Here is a 16,279-nt window from a genome sequence, read left to right as displayed (position 1 = left end):
GGGCCTGAACCCGCCCCGCACGGGAACAACGATGGCCAAGCGTGACTATTACGAGGTGCTCGGCGTCCCCCGCGACGCCAACGAGGACACGCTGAAGAAGGCGTTCCGCAAGCTCGCCATGCAGCACCACCCGGACCGCAACCCGGGCGACAAGGCGGCCGAGGCGAAGTTCAAGGAATGCAACGAGGCCTATGACGTCCTGAAGGACGCCGAGAAGCGGGCCGCTTATGACCGCTACGGCCATGCCGCCTTCGAGGGCGGCGGCGGCGGGGGCGGCGGGCCCTTCGGCGGCGGCTTCGCGGGCGGCGGCTTCGAGGACATCTTCGAGCAGATGTTCGGCAACCTGGGTGGCCGCCGTGGCGGCGGGCAGCCCAGTGGCCGCGGCTCCGACCTCCGCACCGAGGTGACCATCACCCTTGAGGAGGCCTTCGCGGGCACGAAGACGACGATCCGCGTTCCGTCCTCCGTCAGCTGCGACAACTGCTCCGGCACGGGCGCCGAGGGCGGCAAGGCGCAAACCGAGAACTGCCCGACCTGCAAGGGCGCGGGCAAGGTGCGCGCGCAGTCCGGCTTCTTCCTGGTGGAGCGCACCTGCCCCACCTGCGGCGGCGCCGGGCGCAGCATCAAGAATCCCTGCAAGGTCTGCCATGGCGCCGGCCGGGTGGAGAAGGACCGCAACCTCAACGTCACCATTCCTGCCGGGGTGGAGGAAGGCACGCGCATCCGCCTGGCCGGAGAGGGCGAGGCGGGGCTGCGCGGGGCACCGCCTGGCGATCTCTATGTCGATATCGGCATCAAGCCCCACCCGATCTTCCAGCGCGAGGGGAACAACATCTTCATCCGCGTGCCCCTGCGCATGACGCAGGCGGCCCTGGGCGGCACGGTGGAGGTGCCGAGCATCGATGGAGGGCGCGCCCGCGTCTCCATCCCCACGGGCACCCAGGCGGGCGATCAGTTCCGCCTGCGCGGCAAGGGCTTCTCCGTGCTGCGCAGCGCCACGCGCGGGGACATGTATGTGCAGGTTTCGGTGGAGACGCCGCAGAACCTCACGCCCAGGCAGCGCGAGCTGCTGGAGCAGTTCGAAGCCGAGGCGGAGGCGAACAGCCGGACCAGCCCGGAGAGCGAAGGCTTCTTCAGCCGCGTGAAGGAGTTCTGGGAGGGGCTGGGGCGGTAAGCCGCCCTTCCGCCGACCGCTCCCGGCGCTTGTTGCCCCAGGGAGGCCTTGCCTCCCAGGAACCTCCTGGGCTGCCTCTTCGGTCGCCCGAGCATTCCGGGGGAGAGAAGGCCTTCTCTCCCCCGGATGCCACCCGGTCCAACCGCTGATCGCTATGTCAGCGGCAGTTCCAGCGCCGAGGAGCGCTCACCACCCCGCAGCACCGCCAGCACCGGCGGGCGTCCATGCGGCACCTGCACGCAGTGATCGGCATCGGCGCCCGCGATGGAGAGGCGGATACGGCTGCCGGTGGAGAAGCGCCAGGCCGTGGGAAGCAGCGGGATGCGGATGCGGGTGGCCTCGCCCGGCACCAGCGGCGCCGCATCCTCCCGCCGGAAGCTGCGGAAGGGCCAAGTGGCGCGGTAGGCCTGGGGCGCCGGGCTTTCCTTGCGATGCAGGGCGCGCAGCAGGCCTTCGGTGACGTAGCGCACCGTGCCATCCGCCTCGACTTCCGAAAGATAGACGAAGATCGATGCATCCGGCTCGCTGGAGGTGATCCAGAGCTCCGCGACGCCATGCCCCGCCAGTTCCTGCGATGCCGCTAGCGGGGCCGAGGTCCAGGACAGCATATTGGCGGACTTCTCCGCCCAATCGGCGTGATAGACGGTGCTGTTGATGCCGGCGATGCGCTCATAGCGCGTACCGTTGCCGGTGCCCGCGGCGAAGTCGGCACGCATCTCGTCGCTTCCTGCCTCGCCGGGTTCCAGGGCCAGGCTGGAATCCGCTGCCAGCACCAGCCGCTCCGTCTCCACCACCGGCGGCCAGGCCTCGGCGGAGCGCCATTCCTCCGCATGCAGGGCGAAGTAGTGCACCCGCGCCTCGCCGCGAAGGCCAGTATCACGGCCCATCAGGTACTCGTCGAAGAAGCGCAGTAGCGCGGCGAGCAGGTCGAACTCCGGCGTCACGCCGTCTCGCCAGGGGGAGACGTTGCAACGCGCCCCATGGTCCCAGGGGCCGAGAAGCAGGTGCACCGGGTTCTCGCGCAGCGTGAGAAAGCGCGAGATCGCGCCGTTCGCGTAGCCCGCGCCATCCATCCAGCCGGAGGTGGCCATGACCGCCACATCGGGCCGGATGCCCGGGCTGACCGAATAGGGGCTGAAGGAGGCCGAGCTGAAGCCCGGATCGTAGGGCAGGGGCTCCTCGCGGAAGCGGAACTCGCCCATGAAATCCGGCTGGCGGAAATTGCCGAGATGCTCGTGGATCGCCTGCGCCAGCAGCGTGCCGTCCGCATCCTCGTCCACCGGATGCGGGCCGCGCAGGTCGGGGTTGGCATAGTAGACGTAGTTCTTCAGCAGGTCGCGCCGGTCATGGTCCATGGCGACCATCAGCGCATCGTAGCTGCGCGCCAGCTCCTTCAGCAGGATGCCGCCGGGATAGTAGTTGTCGGCATAGGTGTCCCACACGGCAAAGAGCGGCGCGATGGCGCGCACGGCCGGGTGGCCCGTGCTCGCCAGGAAGTCCGAGGCGGCGCCGGGATAGGAGATGCCGGTGGCGCCCACCCGCCCGTCGGACCAGGGCTGGGCCACGACCCAGTCCGTGATCTCGCGGCTGTCCTCGCGCTCCTTCGGGGAGCGGAAGCTGTCGCGCGTGCCGAAGCTGGCGCCCGTGCCCCGCACATCCACCACCACGACCGCATAGCCGCGCGGCACGAGGTAGCGGATGAACTTGCCCGCATTGGGGATGGCATCCGCATCGCTGCCCGGCGCCACGGCGAAGCGGCGGTAATAGGGGGTGAGGATGAGCACCGCCGGCAGGGGGCCGGTGGCGCCTTCGGGCAGCCAGACATCGATGGCGATGCGACAGCCATCGCGCATCGCCAGGTATTGCGAGGCCGGGCGTGCCGGCAGTGCGAATTCCACCTCACGCGAGGCCGCGTAACGGGACGGGGCGACCCGCCAGGCGCCGCCTTTCAGGTCGCTGTCCGACATGTCCTGCTCCTCCTTACCGCTTCGCCTCGATCGCGTCCCAGATCGCCTTTTCCAGATGCACGCCGTCGAAGCGCGCAACCTCCTGCAGGCCGGTGGGGGAGGTGACGTTGATCTCGGTGAGATAGCCGCCGATCACGTCGATGCCGACGAAGATCATGCCGCGCTTCCTCAGCTCCGGCCCGATCGCCGCGCAGATCTCCTTCTCGCGGTCGGTCAGCGTGGTCTGCACCGCCTTGCCGCCCACATGCATGTTGGAGCGCGCCTCGCCCTCGGCCGGCACGCGGTTGATCGCGCCCATTGCCTCGCCATCGACGAGGATGATCCGCTTGTCGCCCTGGCGCACGGCCGGGACGTATTTCTGGATCACCAGCGGCTCGCGCGAGCGCTCGGTGAACATCTCGATCAGCGAGTTCATGTTCGGGTCTTCGGGGCGCAGGTGGAACACGCCCGCGCCGCCATTGCCGAAGAGCGGCTTGATGATGATGTCCCCGTGCTTCTCGCGGAAGCGCATAATGCGGCGGCGATCCGCCGTCACCAGCGTCTCCGGCATGAGGTCGGGGAAGTGGGTGACGAAGAGCTTCTCCGGCGCGTTGCGAACCTGGCCTGGGTCATTCACCACCAGCGTCCTGGGGTGGATATGTTCCAGGATATGCGTGGCCGTGATGTAGGCCATGTCGAAGGGCGGGTCCTGGCGCATCAGCACCACATCCACGTCACGGCCGAGATCAAGCTCCACCGGCTCGCCGAAGGTGAAGTGGTCGCCCTTCACGCGGCGCACCTCCACCGGATGGGCCCAGGCCGTCACCCGGCCATTGTCCAGCGCCAGGTCGCGCACATGGTAGTGCCACAGCGCATGGCCACGCGCCTGGGCCTCCAGCATGAGGACGAAGGTGCTGTCCCCCTCGATCCCGATGCTCTCCATCGGGTCCATCTGCACCGCCACCCGCAGGGTTTTCGCCATGGCTGTCCATCCGTAATCGCGTTGGTTGCTTTGGTCGCATCCCTCGCGCCCGCGCGCCAGGGGGAGGCGCCGTGGTGACGCGGCGGGGGGCCGGCGGCATCATGCGACACCGGCATGGGACAGGGCGGCATGGAACCAGCGGACGAATTGCGCCTCGCCATCATCGGGCTGGGCAAGATCGCGCGGGACCGTCATCTCGGCGCCATTGCCGGCATTCCCGGCCTGCGCCTCGTCGCCACGGCGGACCCGCGATCCTCGCTCACGGGGGTGCCGGCCTTCCCTTCCCTGGAGGCGCTTCTCGCCTCGGGCACGGGCTTCGATGCCGTCGCGCTCTGCACACCATCGCAGATCCGCGCGCGGCTCGCAGCCGGGGCACTGCGGGCGGGCAAGCATGTGCTGCTGGAAAAGCCACCGGGCGCGACGGTGGCGGAGATCGCGCCCCTGCTGGAACTGGCGCGCCGGAAGGGCCGCAGCCTTCATGCCAGCTGGCATTCCCGCCACGCCCCGGCCGTGGAACCCGCGCGGAGCATGCTGGCCAGCCGCCGCATCCGTGCCGTGCGGATCGAGTGGATGGAGGATGTGCGCCGCTGGCATCCGGGCCAGGACTGGATCTGGGAGCCGGGCGGGCTCGGCGTGTTCGATCCGGGCATCAACGCCCTGTCCATCCTGACCCGCATCCTGCCCCAGCCGGTCTTCCTGACCGGCGCCGATCTCCTCTTCCCCGGCAATCGCAGCGCGCCGATCGCGGCGGATCTTCGCTTCACCGATGCCCATGGGCTGGATGGAAGCGCGGCCTTCGACTGGCGCCCGCAGGGCCCGGAGAACTGGACCATCCGGGTGGATACGGAGGAGGGATCGCTCACCATCGAGGGTGGCGGCCGCCGCCTGTTGGAAGGGGAGCGCCTGCTGCTGGAGGAGCCCAAGGCGGAATATGATGCCATCTACCGGCATTTCGCCGCCCTGGCCCGCAGCGGTGAATGCGATGTGGATCTGGCGCCGCTGGTGCATGTGGCCGATGCCTTCCTTCTCGGCCGCCGGATGTTGGTCGAGGATTTCGCCTGACCATCGGCCCTGACGCGCCGGCACGGCTGCGCTATCCCTTCCCCATGCAACCCATGCCCCGCACCCTCTCTGGCAAGACGCGCATGGCGGGCCTTCTCGGCTGGCCCGTTTCCCATTCCCGGTCCCCGCGCATGCACGGGATCTGGCTGGCGCGGCATGGGATCGACGGGGCCTATGTGCCCCTTCCCGTCGCGCCGGACCGCTTCTCCGGTACGGTGCGGGCGCTGGTGGATCTGGGCTTCCGCGGCGCCAATGTGACCATTCCCCACAAGGAGGCCGCGCTCACCGCCTGCGACATGGTGGAGGATGAGGCGCGCCGGATCGGGGCCGTGAACACGCTGGTGTTCCACGAGGACGGGCGCATCGAGGGCTGGAACACGGATGGCTGGGGCTTCATCGAGAGCTTGCGGGAACAGGCGCCCGCGTTCCACGTGAAACAGGGCCCGGCGGTGATCCTCGGCGCCGGGGGCGGGGCGAGGGCGGTGGCCCATGCGCTGCTCTCTGCCGGATGCCCTTCGCTGACCCTGGTGAACCGCAGCCCGGCACGGGCAGAGGCCCTGGCCCAGGAGCTTGCCGCCCGTGGCGCGCGGGTGAATGTGGCGGTCAGGCCGCCGCTTGAGGGCGCTGCGCTGCTGGTGAACACCACCAGCGCGGGCATGCAGGGCCAGCCCGCGCTGGAGATTGACCTCTCGCCCATGTCCCCGGGGTCGGTGGTGGCGGACATCGTCTATGTGCCCCTCGAAACCCCGCTGCTGGCGGCTGCCCGCGCCCGCGGGCTGGTGGGGGTGGATGGCCTTGGCATGCTGCTCCACCAGGGCCGCCGCGGCTTCCAGGCCTGGTTCGGTGCCATGCCCGAGGTGGATGCGGAACTGCGCGGGATGGTCGCCGCCGATATCCCCCGGCACGCCAAATGAAGGTCTGGGCCCTCACAGGCGGGATCGGCATGGGCAAGTCCACCGCCACGGCCATGCTGCGCCGGTTGCGCATCCCTGTCTTTGACGCCGATGCCGCCGTGCACCGGCTGCAAGGCCCGGGCGGAGCGGCCGTGCGCCCGATCGAGGCGACCTTCCCCGGTACCACCCGCCCGAGTTCCAAGGGCCCGTATGTGGACCGCGAGGCGCTGCGGAAGGTGGTGCTGGGCAATGAGCCTGCCCTGCGGAAACTGGAAGCCATCGTTCACCCGCTGGTGCGAAAGGCGGAGCAGCGCTTCCTCGCCGCCGCCCGCCGACGCGGCACACGGCTGGCCGTGCTCGACATCCCCCTGCTCTTCGAAACGGGGGGCGAGAAGCGGGTGGACAAGGTGCTGGTGGTCACGGCGCCGCCCGCCATCCAGCGCACCCGCGTGCTACGGCGCCCTGGCATGACGAAGGAGCGGCTGAAGGCCATTCTTGCCCGCCAGGTGCCGGACAGCCTGCGTCGCCGCCGGGCCGACCACCTCGTGCATAGCGGCCTTTCCCGGCACTTCGCCCAGCGCGCCATCCGCCGGCTTGTCGCGTCGTCAGGCTAGCTGGCGGGGCTTTCAGCCGGCGGGATCCGGCCTCACAGTCCCGTGATGCGACCCGTCCTTCCGATTCTTCTCTCCCTCCTCGCAACCCCTGCCCTGGCGCAAGCGCCGGCAGGCTCCTGGCGCGTGGTGAACCGCACCGGCCAGGCGGCACTGGGGCTGGTGGCGGTGGAGGCCGGGGCCGCGAACCCGCAAGGCCGCAACCGCCTGCGGGAGGCCGTGGCGGATGGCGCCGAGAAGCGCTTCCGCCGCAAGGCCGATGCCCCCTGCCGCCTCGATCTCCGCCTCCGCCTCTCCGATGGGCGGGAAGCGGTGCGGAGCGGCCATGATGTCTGCGCCGATCCCATGGTGGTGTTCGATCCCGCCTCGGTGCAGGCCACCGCGGCGGCGCAGCCGCCCCAGCGCCCCGCTTCGGGCACCGGCCTGCTGGTGGCGCCCGAGCGGGTGCTGACCTCCCGCGCCCTCACGGATGGCTGCACCCGGATCACCCTGCGCGGGGCGAATGGGCAGGCCTACAGCGCCGTGCCGCCTGTCCAGGGCAATGGCGAGCTGGGCCTGGCCATTCTGTCCGTGCCCGGGCTCAGCGGGCCCCGGCTGCCCTTCCGTGCCGACACGCCCAAGCGTGGGGAAGCGGTGATGGCCCTCGGCTTCGCGGCGGCGCAGCCCGCGCGGGTGGAGGTGAGCGGGCTGGGAAGCCCGCGCGGGGATGCGAACCGGCTGGCCTTCAACGGCCCCGCCCCGCCCGGCAGCCCGTTGCTGGACCTTCGCGCCCGCGTCGTCGGCATCACGCTGGAGATGCCGGAACCGCAGGCGCGCCGGTCTCGGAAGCTGCAGGCGGTCCGGGCGGAGCGCGCCATGGCCTTCCTGCGCGCCGCCGGGGTGGCGCCTTCGCTGGGCCCCGATTCCCTGCCGGAGCGCAGCGCCGAAGCCGTGGAGGAGGCCGCGGGCCGCTCCGTCCTCGCGGTCAGCTGCGAGCGGGGATGAGGCCCGGGGGCCTCAATGCGCCTCCGCCCAGGAATGCCCGGTGCCGATCTCCACGGCCAGCGGCACGGAAAGGGTGGCCACGTTCTCCATCACCTGCCGCACCACGGGCGTGGTTTCCTCCACCTCGCCCTCCGGTACCTCGAACAGCAACTCGTCATGCACCTGCAGCAGCATGCGCGCGGAGAGCTTCGCCTCGCGCAGCGCATCGGGCAGGCGCACCATGGCGCGCTTGATCACCTCGGCCGCGCCGCCCTGGAAGGGGGCGTTGATCGCCGCGCGCTCCGCGTTGCCGCGCAGCCCCTGGTTCTTTGAGGCAATCTCGGGGATCCACAGCTTTCGCCCGAAGGGGGTCTGCACATAGCCGTTGCTGCGCGCATCCTCCTTGAAGCGCTCCATGGCGTCGCGGATGCCCGGATATTGCGCGAAATAGGCATCGATGATGCCGCGCGCCTCGGCCGGCCCGATGCCCAGCCGCCCGGCCAGGCCGAAGGCGGACATGCCGTAGATGATGCCGAAGTTGATCGTCTTCGCCCGCCGCCGCGCCTCGCGGTCCACCTGGTCCAGCGGGATGCGATAGATGTCCGAGGCGGTGCGGGCATGGATGTCCTGCCCGGTGGCGAAGGCCTCCAGCAGGGAGGGCACCTGCGCAACATGCGCCAGCAGCCGCAGTTCGATCTGCGAGTAGTCGGCCGCCAGCAGGACATGCCCTTGCTCCGCCACGAAGGCACGGCGGATCCGCACGCCTTCCTCGGTGCGGATCGGGATGTTCTGCAGGTTCGGCTCGGTGGAGGAGAGGCGCCCCGTGCTCGTCACCGCCATGGAGAAATCCGTGTGCACGCGCCCATCGGATGCGATCTGCGCCTGCAGCCCCTCCACATAGGTGGAGTTCAGCTTCGAGAGCTGGCGCCAGTCCAGCACCTTGCGCGGCAGCGGGTGCCCCGTGCTCGCCGCCAGCTCCTCCAGCGTCGCCGCATCGGTGGAATAGGCGCCGGACTTGCCCTTCTTGCCGCCCTGCAGCCCCATCTCGCCGAACAGGATGTCGCCGAGCTGCTTGGGCGAGCCCACGGCGAAGGGCCGGCCCGCTATCTCGTGGATCTCCTTCTCCAGCGCCGCCATGCGCTCGGTGAACTCGGCGCCGGTCTGCTTCAGCGCGGGGCCGTCCACCCGCACGCCCGCCACCTCCATGTCGCGCAGCACGGCGATCATCTGGCGCTCCACCTGCTCATAGAGCACGAGCGCCTTCTCCTCGCGCAGCTTAGGCCGCAGCGCCTGCCACAGGCGCAGCGTCACATCGGCGTCCTCGGCGGCGTAGGCGGTGGCCATGTCCAGCGCCACCTGGGCGAAGGGCTTTCGCCCGCGCCCCGTGCCCGTCACCTCGTCATAGGTGATGGGCTGGTGGTTGAGGTGGCGGCGGGAGAGCTCGTCCATCCCATGCCCGTGCCGCCCGGCATCCATGCTGTAGGAGATCATCATGGTGTCATCCACCGGCGACACCACGAAGCCCCCATTCGCCTCGCGCCCCAGCACCTCCAGGTCGTATTTCGCGTTGTGCAGCACCTTCAGCACGGAAGGATCAGCCAGCAGCGGCCGCAGCACGCGCGCCGCCTCCTCGAAGCCCAGCTGCTCCGGCGCGGGGGAGAGCATGTCCGTCCCCTCGTGCCGCAGCGGCAGGTAGGCGGCCCTGCCCGGCGCCACCGCCATGCTGATGCCGACAAGCGAGGCGTTCAGCGCATCCAGGCTGCTCGTCTCGGTGTCGAGCGCCATCACCCCCGCCTCGCGCGCCGCCGCCGCGAAGGCCTCCAGCGCATCGAGGGTGGTGATCGTCTCATAGGGGCCGAAGGCCGCGCCCTGCTCGGGCAGGGAAAGCGCCGCCGGCGCGGGGGCCGGGCCCGCCGGGCGGGAAAGCGGCACCTCCCCGGTCGCATCCAGCCTCAGGCGGTGCTGCACGCTGCGGAAGCCATGGGTCTTCAGGAAGGCCGCGAGCTTGCCCGTCTCCGGCGCCCGCGTCCGCAGATCGTCCATCGGGCAGGGCAGGGGCGCGTCCCGCATCAGCTCCACCAGCTTGCGGGAGATGCGGGCCTTCTCCGCGTTCTCCTCCAGCGCCTGGCGCCGCTTGGGCTGCTTGATCTCGGCGGTGCGGGAGAGAAGCGTCTCCACGTCGCCATACTGCTCGATCAGCTGCGCCGCGGTCTTGATGCCGATTCCCGGCACGCCCGGGATGTTGTCGGTGCTGTCGCCCGCCAGCGCCTGCACCTCCACCACCTTCTCCGGCATCACGCCGAACTTTTCCATCACCTCCGCGGCGTGGATCGGCTTCTGCTTGATGGGATCCAGCATGCGGATGCGGTCATCCACCAGCTGCATCATGTCCTTGTCCGAGGACACGATGGTGACCTGCCCGCCCTCCTTCGCGAAGGCCGTGGCATAGGTCGCGATCATGTCATCGGCCTCGTAGCCGTCCAGCTCCACGCGGGCGACGCCGAAGGCCTCTGTCGCCTCGCGGATCAGGCCGAATTGCGGCGCCAGCTCCGGCGGGGCCTCGGGCCGCTGCGCCTTGTATTCGGGATAGAGCTGGTTGCGGAACGTGGAGCGCGAGGCATCGAACACCACCGCGATATGGCTGCCCGCATGCTTGGAGAGAAAGTTCGCCAGCATCTGGGTGAAGCCGAACACGGCGTTCACCGGCACGCCCGCCGGGTTGGTCATGGGCGGCAGGGCGTGGAAGGCGCGGAAGATGTAGCCGGACCCGTCCACCAGGATCAGGTGGCGATCCGTGTCCACCTCGGCGGTGACCGGATCCTGAACCGGCGCCTTGTCGGCGGCCTCGTCGGCGTTCTCGCGATCCGTGGCCATCTCTCGTCCTGTGCGGAGGAAAAGACCGGGGAGAGATATCCCCCCGGACCCCCTCCTATGCCTGGAGTTTAGCACTGGCGCGCCGGCGGAACCCGCGCGCTCCAATTCGTAGGAACAAAGGAGGAGGCCCTGGGGGAGTAGCTTCTCCCCCGGCCTTCCTCAGTGATGCTCGTCGTCGCCCGCGCCGGGCGCCAGGTGATAGGTGCGGGAGCAATAGGGGCAGGTGATCTCCGCCCCCTCGATCCGCAGCCAGATCAGCGGGTGCCCCAGGGCGCCGCCGCCGCCATCGCAGGGCACATGGCGGGAGGTGACGGTGATCACGTCCTCCGCCGTCACGCCGGGAACGCGGTTGGGGGTGTAGCCTGTGAAATCGGGGTCGCGCATCGGGCCTGGGCCAGTCCTGGGAAATCCTGGCCGGAAGATAATGGGCAGGGCCCCATCCGGCCAGGGCGGGCCGGTCCGTAACCGGCTGTGACAAACACCCTCGCCCTGCGTTCCCCCCCGGTCCCGAGTGCCGTGGAGACCATGCCGGAACCGATCGCCCCCCGCGCCCTGCAGCAGACGGGCGCCCGTCTTTCCTCCTCCAACCTGGCCGGCGAGGTACAGGCCGCCGGCGTGCCCTATGGCGGGCCGGGGATCTTCTATGCCGGCATCGCCGTGGTCGGGATCCTCTACTTCACCCGGGAGCTTCTGGTTCCGCTTGCGATGGCGGTGCTGCTGGCCTTCGTGCTGGCCCCCGTGGTGAAGGCCTTCCGCCGCATCGGCGTGCCCCGGGTGGCTGCGGAGCTCCTGGGCGTGATCCTGGCGGTCGGCCTGCTCTCCGGCGTCGGGGCCGTGATGGGCCGCCAGCTGGCGGACCTGGCGAATGAGCTGCCCTACTACCAGGCGACCATCACCCAGAAGCTGAACGGGCTGTTCGGCGGCGGCGGGCTGATCGGCCGCGCCTCCGAGATGCTGCAGTCCCTGGGGGAGAGCCTGTCGCCCCGGTCCGAGGCACCCGCCGCCACGACCCGCGAGACGGCGTTGCCGCCCCTTCCCGTGGAGGTGCGGGAGCCGACGCCCGGCATCCTCACGGTCATGCAGCGCGTGGTCGGGCCGCTGCTGGGCCCCGTGGCCACGACCGGCATCGTCATCGTCTTCGTCGCCTTCCTCCTCCTCTACCGGGAGGACCTGCGGGACCGGCTGATCAAGCTGATCGGCTCGCGCGACCTGCAGCGCACCACCGCCGCGCTGAACGAGGCCGCCTCCCGCCTCTCCCGCTACTTCCTGGCGCAGACCATGCTGAACACCGGCTTCGGCGTGTTCATCACGATCGGGCTCTGGGCCATCGGCATCCCCAACCCGGTGCTCTGGGGCGTGATCGCCGGGATGATGCGCTTCGTCCCCTTCATCGGTGGCTTCATCGCCGCGGCCTTTCCCCTGCTGCTGGCCATCGCCGTGGATCCGGGCTGGACCATGATGATCTGGGTGGTGGTCCTCTTCGGCGTGGCGGAGCCGACCATGGGGCACATCTTCGAACCCCTGGTCTATGGCCATTCCACTGGGCTTTCCCCTGTGGCCGTGCTGCTCGCCACCGCCTTCTGGGCCTGGCTCTGGGGACCTATCGGCCTGCTGCTGGCCACCCCGCTGACCGTCGGGCTTGTGGTGCTGGGGCGCCATGTGGACCGGCTGGAATTCCTGGACGTGCTGCTGGGGGACCGGGCCGCGCTGGAACCGCCCGAGGCCTTCTACCAACGCGCCCTGGCCGGGGACGGGGATGGCCTGGCCGAGCAGGCGGAGCTGCAGCTCCGCACCCTGCCCCTCCAGGCCTATTACGACACGGTCGCCCTGCCCGGCCTGGCCCTGGCGCAGGGGGACGCGACGCGCGGCGCCCTGAACCGGGCCCGGCTGGACACGCTGCGCGCCCGGGTGGACGGGCTGCTGGACGACCTGTCCGAGCATGAGGACGTGGAAGCCCCCGCCCTGGTGGCGGACGGGCCCATGGAGCACCCGAACGAGGGAGCGGCCGAGCCCCTGCCGGACCCGGTGCTGGCGCCGGAATGGACGGCGCCCGGGGCCGTGCTCTGCGTGGCCGGCCGGGGGCGGCTGGACGAGCAGGCGACCGTCATGCTCGCCCAGGTGCTGTCCCTCAAGGGGTTCGGCGTGACCGCCCTGCCGAACGAGGCGCTGCGCGACGCGACCCCGACGGAAGGCGTGCGCGCCGTGATCCTCTCCGCCCTCAATGGCGGCAGCGGGGCCGTCAGCGCCCGCTACACCATGCGCCGCCTTCGCCGCCGCTTCCCCGGCGCCACCCTCGTGGCCGGGCTCTGGGGGGCGGAGCGCGACAGCGCCGTCATGACCGCGCTGCGCGAGGCCGGTGGCGGAGTCTGCGAGGCCCGTTCCCTGCGCGACGCCGTCCTATGCCTCGTCCAGGCGGCCGAGGCGCCGAAGACCGAGGAGCAGGCGGCGGCCGGGTGAGCGCCGCCTAGCGCATCCATCCCGTCGGGGCGCCGGGCGTCACCAGCCCGCCCCCCTCGAAGGCGCGAAGGGAGGGATCATCGCCATAGGCGACCGCGGTGGTCCCGTAGCCGCCGCCCGCGTATTCCGCCCATGGTCCGGTGGCGACCACCTCCGGGCCGAGGCGCGGGGTGACGCTGGCGAGGTAGTGAATGGTCTCGTCCGGCAGGATCATGGAGCCGGAGAGAAAGCCGTCCACCCGGTCCGGCCCGGCATTATAGGCCGCGGCGAAGCCGGGGGCCCCGTAGCGGTCATGCATCTCGCGGATATAGGCGGCACCGGCGAGGATGTTGTCCCGCGGCTCATAGGGATCGTCGCCCAGGCCGTGCCGGGCGCGCAGGATGTCATAGGTGCGCGGCATCACCTGCATCAGCCCCATGGCGCCGACCGGGGAGGTGATGGGATAGCCATTGGCATCGTAAAGCCGGCCGCCGCTCTCCTGGCGCATGATGGCGCGGATCCAACGCTCCGGCACGCCGAAGCGGGCCGAGGCTTCGCGGATATGCGGGCCCCAGGGATCGGATGGCGGCCCGGGAACCGCATAGCTGCGCGCGGCATGAGCACGATAGGTGAAGGCCTCGGCGCGGGAGGCCGTGAGGTCGTAGCCATAGTCCCCTGTCCCGCCATAGCCGCGGCGGCCGTCCCAGGCCGCCTGCGGGGCGGGGCCGGCGCAGCCCGCCAGGGCAGCGGCCAGGAGCAGGGCAGGGAGGCGGCCGGGCTGGTTCATGGTCATGGACGGCTCGGGCTGCTTCCAGGGGCGGGATGAGGAAGGGGAATGTGCCGCATCGCGCGGGCCCGGTGCAGGCCGCGGCGCACCCTTCCCGGCGAAGCCCGGGGCGATGTGGACCGGGATCCACCATGGGCTGGGGCCATGATGTTATGATGGCGCGGTCGTTTCCAGGGCCATGACGCGGCCTTGCCCCTTGACCGGGGGTGGCGAGGTGGCATCTGGCGCCATCATGAGCACCAGCATCGCTGACCAGCCCGCGCCCCCGGCCGGGCCGCCTCCCTCCGAAGGAACGGGGGGGCGGCGGAAACTCGCCGTCGTCCTGTTCAACCTCGGAGGGCCTGACAGCCCGGAGGCGGTGCGTCCCTTCCTGACCAACCTCTTCACCGATCCGGCCATCCTGCGCCTGCCCGGCTTCATCCGGCAGCCGCTGGGCCGCTTCATCGCCGCGCGGCGCACCAGGGAGGCCTCGGCGAATTACGCCATCCTTGGCGGCAAATCCCCGCTGCGGGAGCTGACCGAGGAGCAGGGGCGGACGCTGGAGGCGGTGCTCTCGGCGGAGGGCGTTCAGGCACGCTGCTTCGTCGCCATGCGCTACTGGCACCCCTTCACCGAGCAGGCCCTGCGCGAGGTGGTGGCCTGGGGCCCGGACGAAGTGGTGCTGCTGCCGCTCTACCCCCAGTTCAGCACGACCACGACGGGCAGCAGCCTCACCGCCTGGCATGAGGCGGCGGCCAGGGCCCGGCTTTCCGTGCCGACGACCACCCTGTGCTGCTGGCATTCCGACGAGGGTTTCGCCCAGGCCACCGCCGCCATCGTGCGGCGTGCCTGGGACGAGGCACGTGCCGCGGTGCCGGAGGGCACGCGGCTGCGCCTGCTGTTCAGCGCCCATGGCCTGCCCGAGACGATCGTGAAGCAGGGCGACCCCTACCAGTGGCAGGTGGAGCGCAGCGTGGCCTCCGTGCTGGAGGCGCTGGACCTCCCGGGGCTGGACCACGCGCTCTGCTACCAGTCCCGCGTGACGCCGCAGAAATGGCTTGGGCCGAGCGCGGAGGAGGAGGTGGCCCGCGCGGGGGCTGAGGGCGTGGCGCTGCTGATCTGCCCCATCGCCTTCGTCTCCGAGCATTCCGAGACGCTGGTGGAACTGGACGTGGAATACCGCGAGCTGGCCCATGAGAAGGGCGTGCCCGGCTATTTCCGCGTGCCCGCGCAGAATTCCGACCCGGCCTTCATCCAGGCCGTGGCGGGGCTGGTGCACAGGGTGCGGGCGGAGACGCGCGGATCCCGCGACGTGGCGGGCGGCAAGCTCTGCTCCTTCGCCGGCGGGCGGCAATGCCCCAGGAACCACAAGGACTGCCCGCATGGCGCGGCCCAGCCGCTGCGGGTGAACGCCTGATGCGCCCCGCCGCCGTTCTCTTCGATTGCGATGGCGTGCTGGTGGACAGCGAGGCCCTGGCGAATGGCGCCGTGGCCGAGGACCTGACCGAGCGTGGATGGCCGATGACCATGGAGGCCGCGAAGCTGGCCTTCATGGGCACGGCCCTGCCGGACATGGTGCCGCGCATCGAGCATCACCTGGGCCGCAAGCTGCCGGCGGACTGGCCGGAGCAGATCGTGGCCCGGATCATCGCGCGCTATCACTCGGGCATGCTGGAGCCGATTCCGGGCGCGGAAGCCGCCGTGGCCGCGGTGGCGGCGGCGGGGCTCCCCATGGCCGTCGCCTCCAATTCCGGCCGCGACGAGCTGCGCAACAAGGCCGGCCTCTTCCCCTTCTTCCGCCATTTCGAGGGGCGGCTTCTCTGCTTCCAGGACGTGGCGCGGCCCAAGCCCCATCCGGACCTCTACCTGGCGGCCGCGAGGCTCTGTGGCGCGGACCCGCGCGATTGCGTGGTGATCGAGGACAGCGTGACCGGCGCCAGGGCCGGGCTGGCCGCGGGCTGCCGGGTGCTGGGTTTCGCGCATGACACCCGGCCCGTGGACCTGCTGGAGGCTGGGGTGGCCGAGGTGTTCACCAGCCACGCCGCCCTGCCGGGGCTGCTGGGCATCGCCCGGGCGGGGGCGGCCGCATGACGGTCGACTGGTTCGCGAACCTCTATCCCTGGACCAAGGCGCTGCACCTGATCGCGGTCTTCGCCTGGATGGCCGGGATGTTCTACCTGCCGCGGCTCTACGTCTATCACTCCACCGTTCCCGTGGGCTCCGAGATGTCGGAGATGTTCAAGGTGATGGAGCGGCGGCTGCTGCGCGCCATCATCAACCCCGCCATGGGCGCCGCCTGGCTGCTGGGCATCACCCTGGTGCTGACCCCGGGCGTGGTGGACTGGGGCGCGGGCTGGTGGCACGGGAAGATGGCCGGCTTCCTGGGCATGAGCGCCTTCCACGGGCACCTGGCCGCCGCGCGCAAGAGGTTCGAGCGTGACGAGCGCCCGAGGAGCGAGCGCTACTGGCGGGCCGCGAACGAGATCCCGACCGTGCTTCTCGTGCTGATCGTCATCATGGTGATCGTGCGGCCCTTCTGAGCCGCCCGGCCTCTGTCCCTCCTCCGGGCGGG

At 70.7% G+C, this 16,279-nt stretch carries 14 protein-coding genes; 9 read left to right on the top strand and 5 right to left on the bottom strand.

Translation table 11 applies throughout. From position 1 onward, the window contains the following. Positions 1-31 precede the first annotated feature (31 nt). Positions 32-1,174 (top strand): molecular chaperone DnaJ, encoded by a 1,143-nt coding sequence (gene dnaJ, locus J8J14_RS08075; protein ID WP_209378963.1) that lies wholly within the window; start codon positions 32-34, stop codon positions 1,172-1,174. A gap of 152 nt (positions 1,175-1,326) precedes the next feature. Here dnaJ and J8J14_RS08070 read toward each other — a convergent pair whose 3' ends face one another. After that, complete coding sequence (locus J8J14_RS08070) at positions 1,327-3,141, bottom strand: CocE/NonD family hydrolase (RefSeq protein ID WP_209378962.1); 1,815 nt, start codon at positions 3,139-3,141, stop codon at positions 1,327-1,329. A gap of 13 nt (positions 3,142-3,154) precedes the next feature. Beyond that, positions 3,155-4,102 carry a glutathione synthase gene (gene gshB, locus J8J14_RS08065; RefSeq protein ID WP_209378961.1) on the bottom strand — a complete coding sequence of 316 codons (948 nt, stop codon included), beginning with the start codon at positions 4,100-4,102 and terminating at the stop codon, positions 3,155-3,157. A gap of 129 nt (positions 4,103-4,231) precedes the next feature. Between gshB and J8J14_RS08060 the strand changes: the two genes are divergently transcribed. Genes J8J14_RS08060 through J8J14_RS08045 form a run of 4 tightly spaced genes read left to right on the top strand, consistent with a single transcriptional unit; the run spans position 4,232 to position 7,652 of the window. Further along, positions 4,232-5,164, top strand: a complete 933-nt coding sequence (locus J8J14_RS08060) for a Gfo/Idh/MocA family protein (RefSeq protein WP_209378960.1) — start codon at positions 4,232-4,234, stop codon at positions 5,162-5,164. Positions 5,165-5,217: 53 nt separating this feature from the next. Continuing rightward, positions 5,218-6,078: a shikimate dehydrogenase gene (locus tag J8J14_RS08055; protein WP_245215555.1), complete on the top strand. Its 861-nt coding sequence runs from the start codon at positions 5,218-5,220 to the stop codon at positions 6,076-6,078. Further along, positions 6,075-6,671 (top strand): dephospho-CoA kinase, encoded by a 597-nt coding sequence (coaE, locus tag J8J14_RS08050; RefSeq protein WP_209378959.1) that lies wholly within the window; start codon positions 6,075-6,077, stop codon positions 6,669-6,671. Before J8J14_RS08055 ends, coaE begins: the two co-directional genes overlap by 4 nt. A 45-nt stretch (positions 6,672-6,716) precedes the next feature. Further along, complete coding sequence (locus J8J14_RS08045; protein ID WP_209378958.1) at positions 6,717-7,652, top strand: S1 family peptidase; 936 nt, start codon at positions 6,717-6,719, stop codon at positions 7,650-7,652. A 12-nt stretch (positions 7,653-7,664) separates the two neighbouring features. Here J8J14_RS08045 and polA read toward each other — a convergent pair whose 3' ends face one another. After that, entirely contained in the window at positions 7,665-10,433 is a 2,769-nt protein-coding gene (polA, locus tag J8J14_RS08040) for a DNA polymerase I (protein ID WP_408895710.1), read from the bottom strand. 231 nt (positions 10,434-10,664) lie between these two features. Further along, complete coding sequence (locus J8J14_RS08035; protein WP_209378956.1) at positions 10,665-10,889, bottom strand: zinc-finger domain-containing protein; 225 nt, start codon at positions 10,887-10,889, stop codon at positions 10,665-10,667. A gap of 141 nt (positions 10,890-11,030) precedes the next feature. Between J8J14_RS08035 and J8J14_RS08030 the strand changes: the two genes are divergently transcribed. Next, the gene (locus tag J8J14_RS08030; protein WP_209378955.1) at positions 11,031-12,962 is read left to right on the top strand and encodes an AI-2E family transporter; all 1,932 of its coding nucleotides are present in this window, start codon (positions 11,031-11,033) and stop codon (positions 12,960-12,962) included. A gap of 7 nt (positions 12,963-12,969) precedes the next feature. On the opposite strand, the gene J8J14_RS08025 is transcribed toward J8J14_RS08030, so the two are convergent. Further along, positions 12,970-13,734 (bottom strand): lytic transglycosylase domain-containing protein, encoded by a 765-nt coding sequence (locus tag J8J14_RS08025; RefSeq protein ID WP_209378954.1) that lies wholly within the window; start codon positions 13,732-13,734, stop codon positions 12,970-12,972. A 226-nt stretch (positions 13,735-13,960) separates the two neighbouring features. Between J8J14_RS08025 and hemH the strand changes: the two genes are divergently transcribed. From hemH to hemJ, 3 genes are read left to right on the top strand one after another with little or no spacing between them, the layout of a single operon-like run. Next, a complete protein-coding gene (gene hemH, locus J8J14_RS08020; protein ID WP_209378953.1) occupies positions 13,961-15,124 on the top strand; it encodes a ferrochelatase in 1,164 nt (387 codons plus the stop codon). After that, positions 15,124-15,798, top strand: coding sequence for an HAD family hydrolase (locus J8J14_RS08015; protein ID WP_209378952.1), 675 nt, complete (start codon positions 15,124-15,126; stop codon positions 15,796-15,798). Before hemH ends, J8J14_RS08015 begins: the two co-directional genes overlap by 1 nt. Next, positions 15,795-16,247 carry a protoporphyrinogen oxidase HemJ gene (hemJ, locus tag J8J14_RS08010; protein ID WP_209378951.1) on the top strand — a complete coding sequence of 151 codons (453 nt, stop codon included), beginning with the start codon at positions 15,795-15,797 and terminating at the stop codon, positions 16,245-16,247. Before J8J14_RS08015 ends, hemJ begins: the two co-directional genes overlap by 4 nt. Positions 16,248-16,279 lie beyond the last annotated feature (32 nt).

This window comes from Pararoseomonas baculiformis (assembly GCF_017813395.1).
Classification (GTDB): domain Bacteria; phylum Pseudomonadota; class Alphaproteobacteria; order Acetobacterales; family Acetobacteraceae; genus Roseomonas; species Roseomonas baculiformis.
Note: the sequence above shows the minus strand (reverse complement) of the source record. Positions and strands in the feature narration are given on the sequence as shown.

What these genes read in the sequence shown, in the direction of transcription:
- J8J14_RS08060 (WP_209378960.1), top strand. Translation starts at nt 4,232, where the DNA reads ATGGAACCAGCGGACGAATTGCGCCTCGCCATCATCGGGCTGGGCAAG.
- coaE (WP_209378959.1), top strand. Translation starts at nt 6,075, where the DNA reads ATGAAGGTCTGGGCCCTCACAGGCGGGATCGGCATGGGCAAGTCCACC.
- hemJ (WP_209378951.1), top strand. Translation starts at nt 15,795, where the DNA reads ATGACGGTCGACTGGTTCGCGAACCTCTATCCCTGGACCAAGGCGCTG.
- dnaJ (WP_209378963.1), top strand. Translation starts at nt 32, where the DNA reads ATGGCCAAGCGTGACTATTACGAGGTGCTCGGCGTCCCCCGCGACGCC.
- J8J14_RS08070 (WP_209378962.1), bottom strand. Translation starts at nt 3,141, where the DNA reads ATGTCGGACAGCGACCTGAAAGGCGGCGCCTGGCGGGTCGCCCCGTCC.
- hemH (WP_209378953.1), top strand. Translation starts at nt 13,961, where the DNA reads ATGAGCACCAGCATCGCTGACCAGCCCGCGCCCCCGGCCGGGCCGCCT.
- J8J14_RS08045 (WP_209378958.1), top strand. Translation starts at nt 6,717, where the DNA reads ATGCGACCCGTCCTTCCGATTCTTCTCTCCCTCCTCGCAACCCCTGCC.
- J8J14_RS08030 (WP_209378955.1), top strand. Translation starts at nt 11,031, where the DNA reads ATGCCGGAACCGATCGCCCCCCGCGCCCTGCAGCAGACGGGCGCCCGT.
- gshB (WP_209378961.1), bottom strand. Translation starts at nt 4,102, where the DNA reads ATGGCGAAAACCCTGCGGGTGGCGGTGCAGATGGACCCGATGGAGAGC.
- J8J14_RS08025 (WP_209378954.1), bottom strand. Translation starts at nt 13,734, where the DNA reads ATGACCATGAACCAGCCCGGCCGCCTCCCTGCCCTGCTCCTGGCCGCT.
- J8J14_RS08015 (WP_209378952.1), top strand. Translation starts at nt 15,124, where the DNA reads ATGCGCCCCGCCGCCGTTCTCTTCGATTGCGATGGCGTGCTGGTGGAC.
- J8J14_RS08055 (WP_245215555.1), top strand. Translation starts at nt 5,218, where the DNA reads ATGCCCCGCACCCTCTCTGGCAAGACGCGCATGGCGGGCCTTCTCGGC.
- J8J14_RS08035 (WP_209378956.1), bottom strand. Translation starts at nt 10,889, where the DNA reads ATGCGCGACCCCGATTTCACAGGCTACACCCCCAACCGCGTTCCCGGC.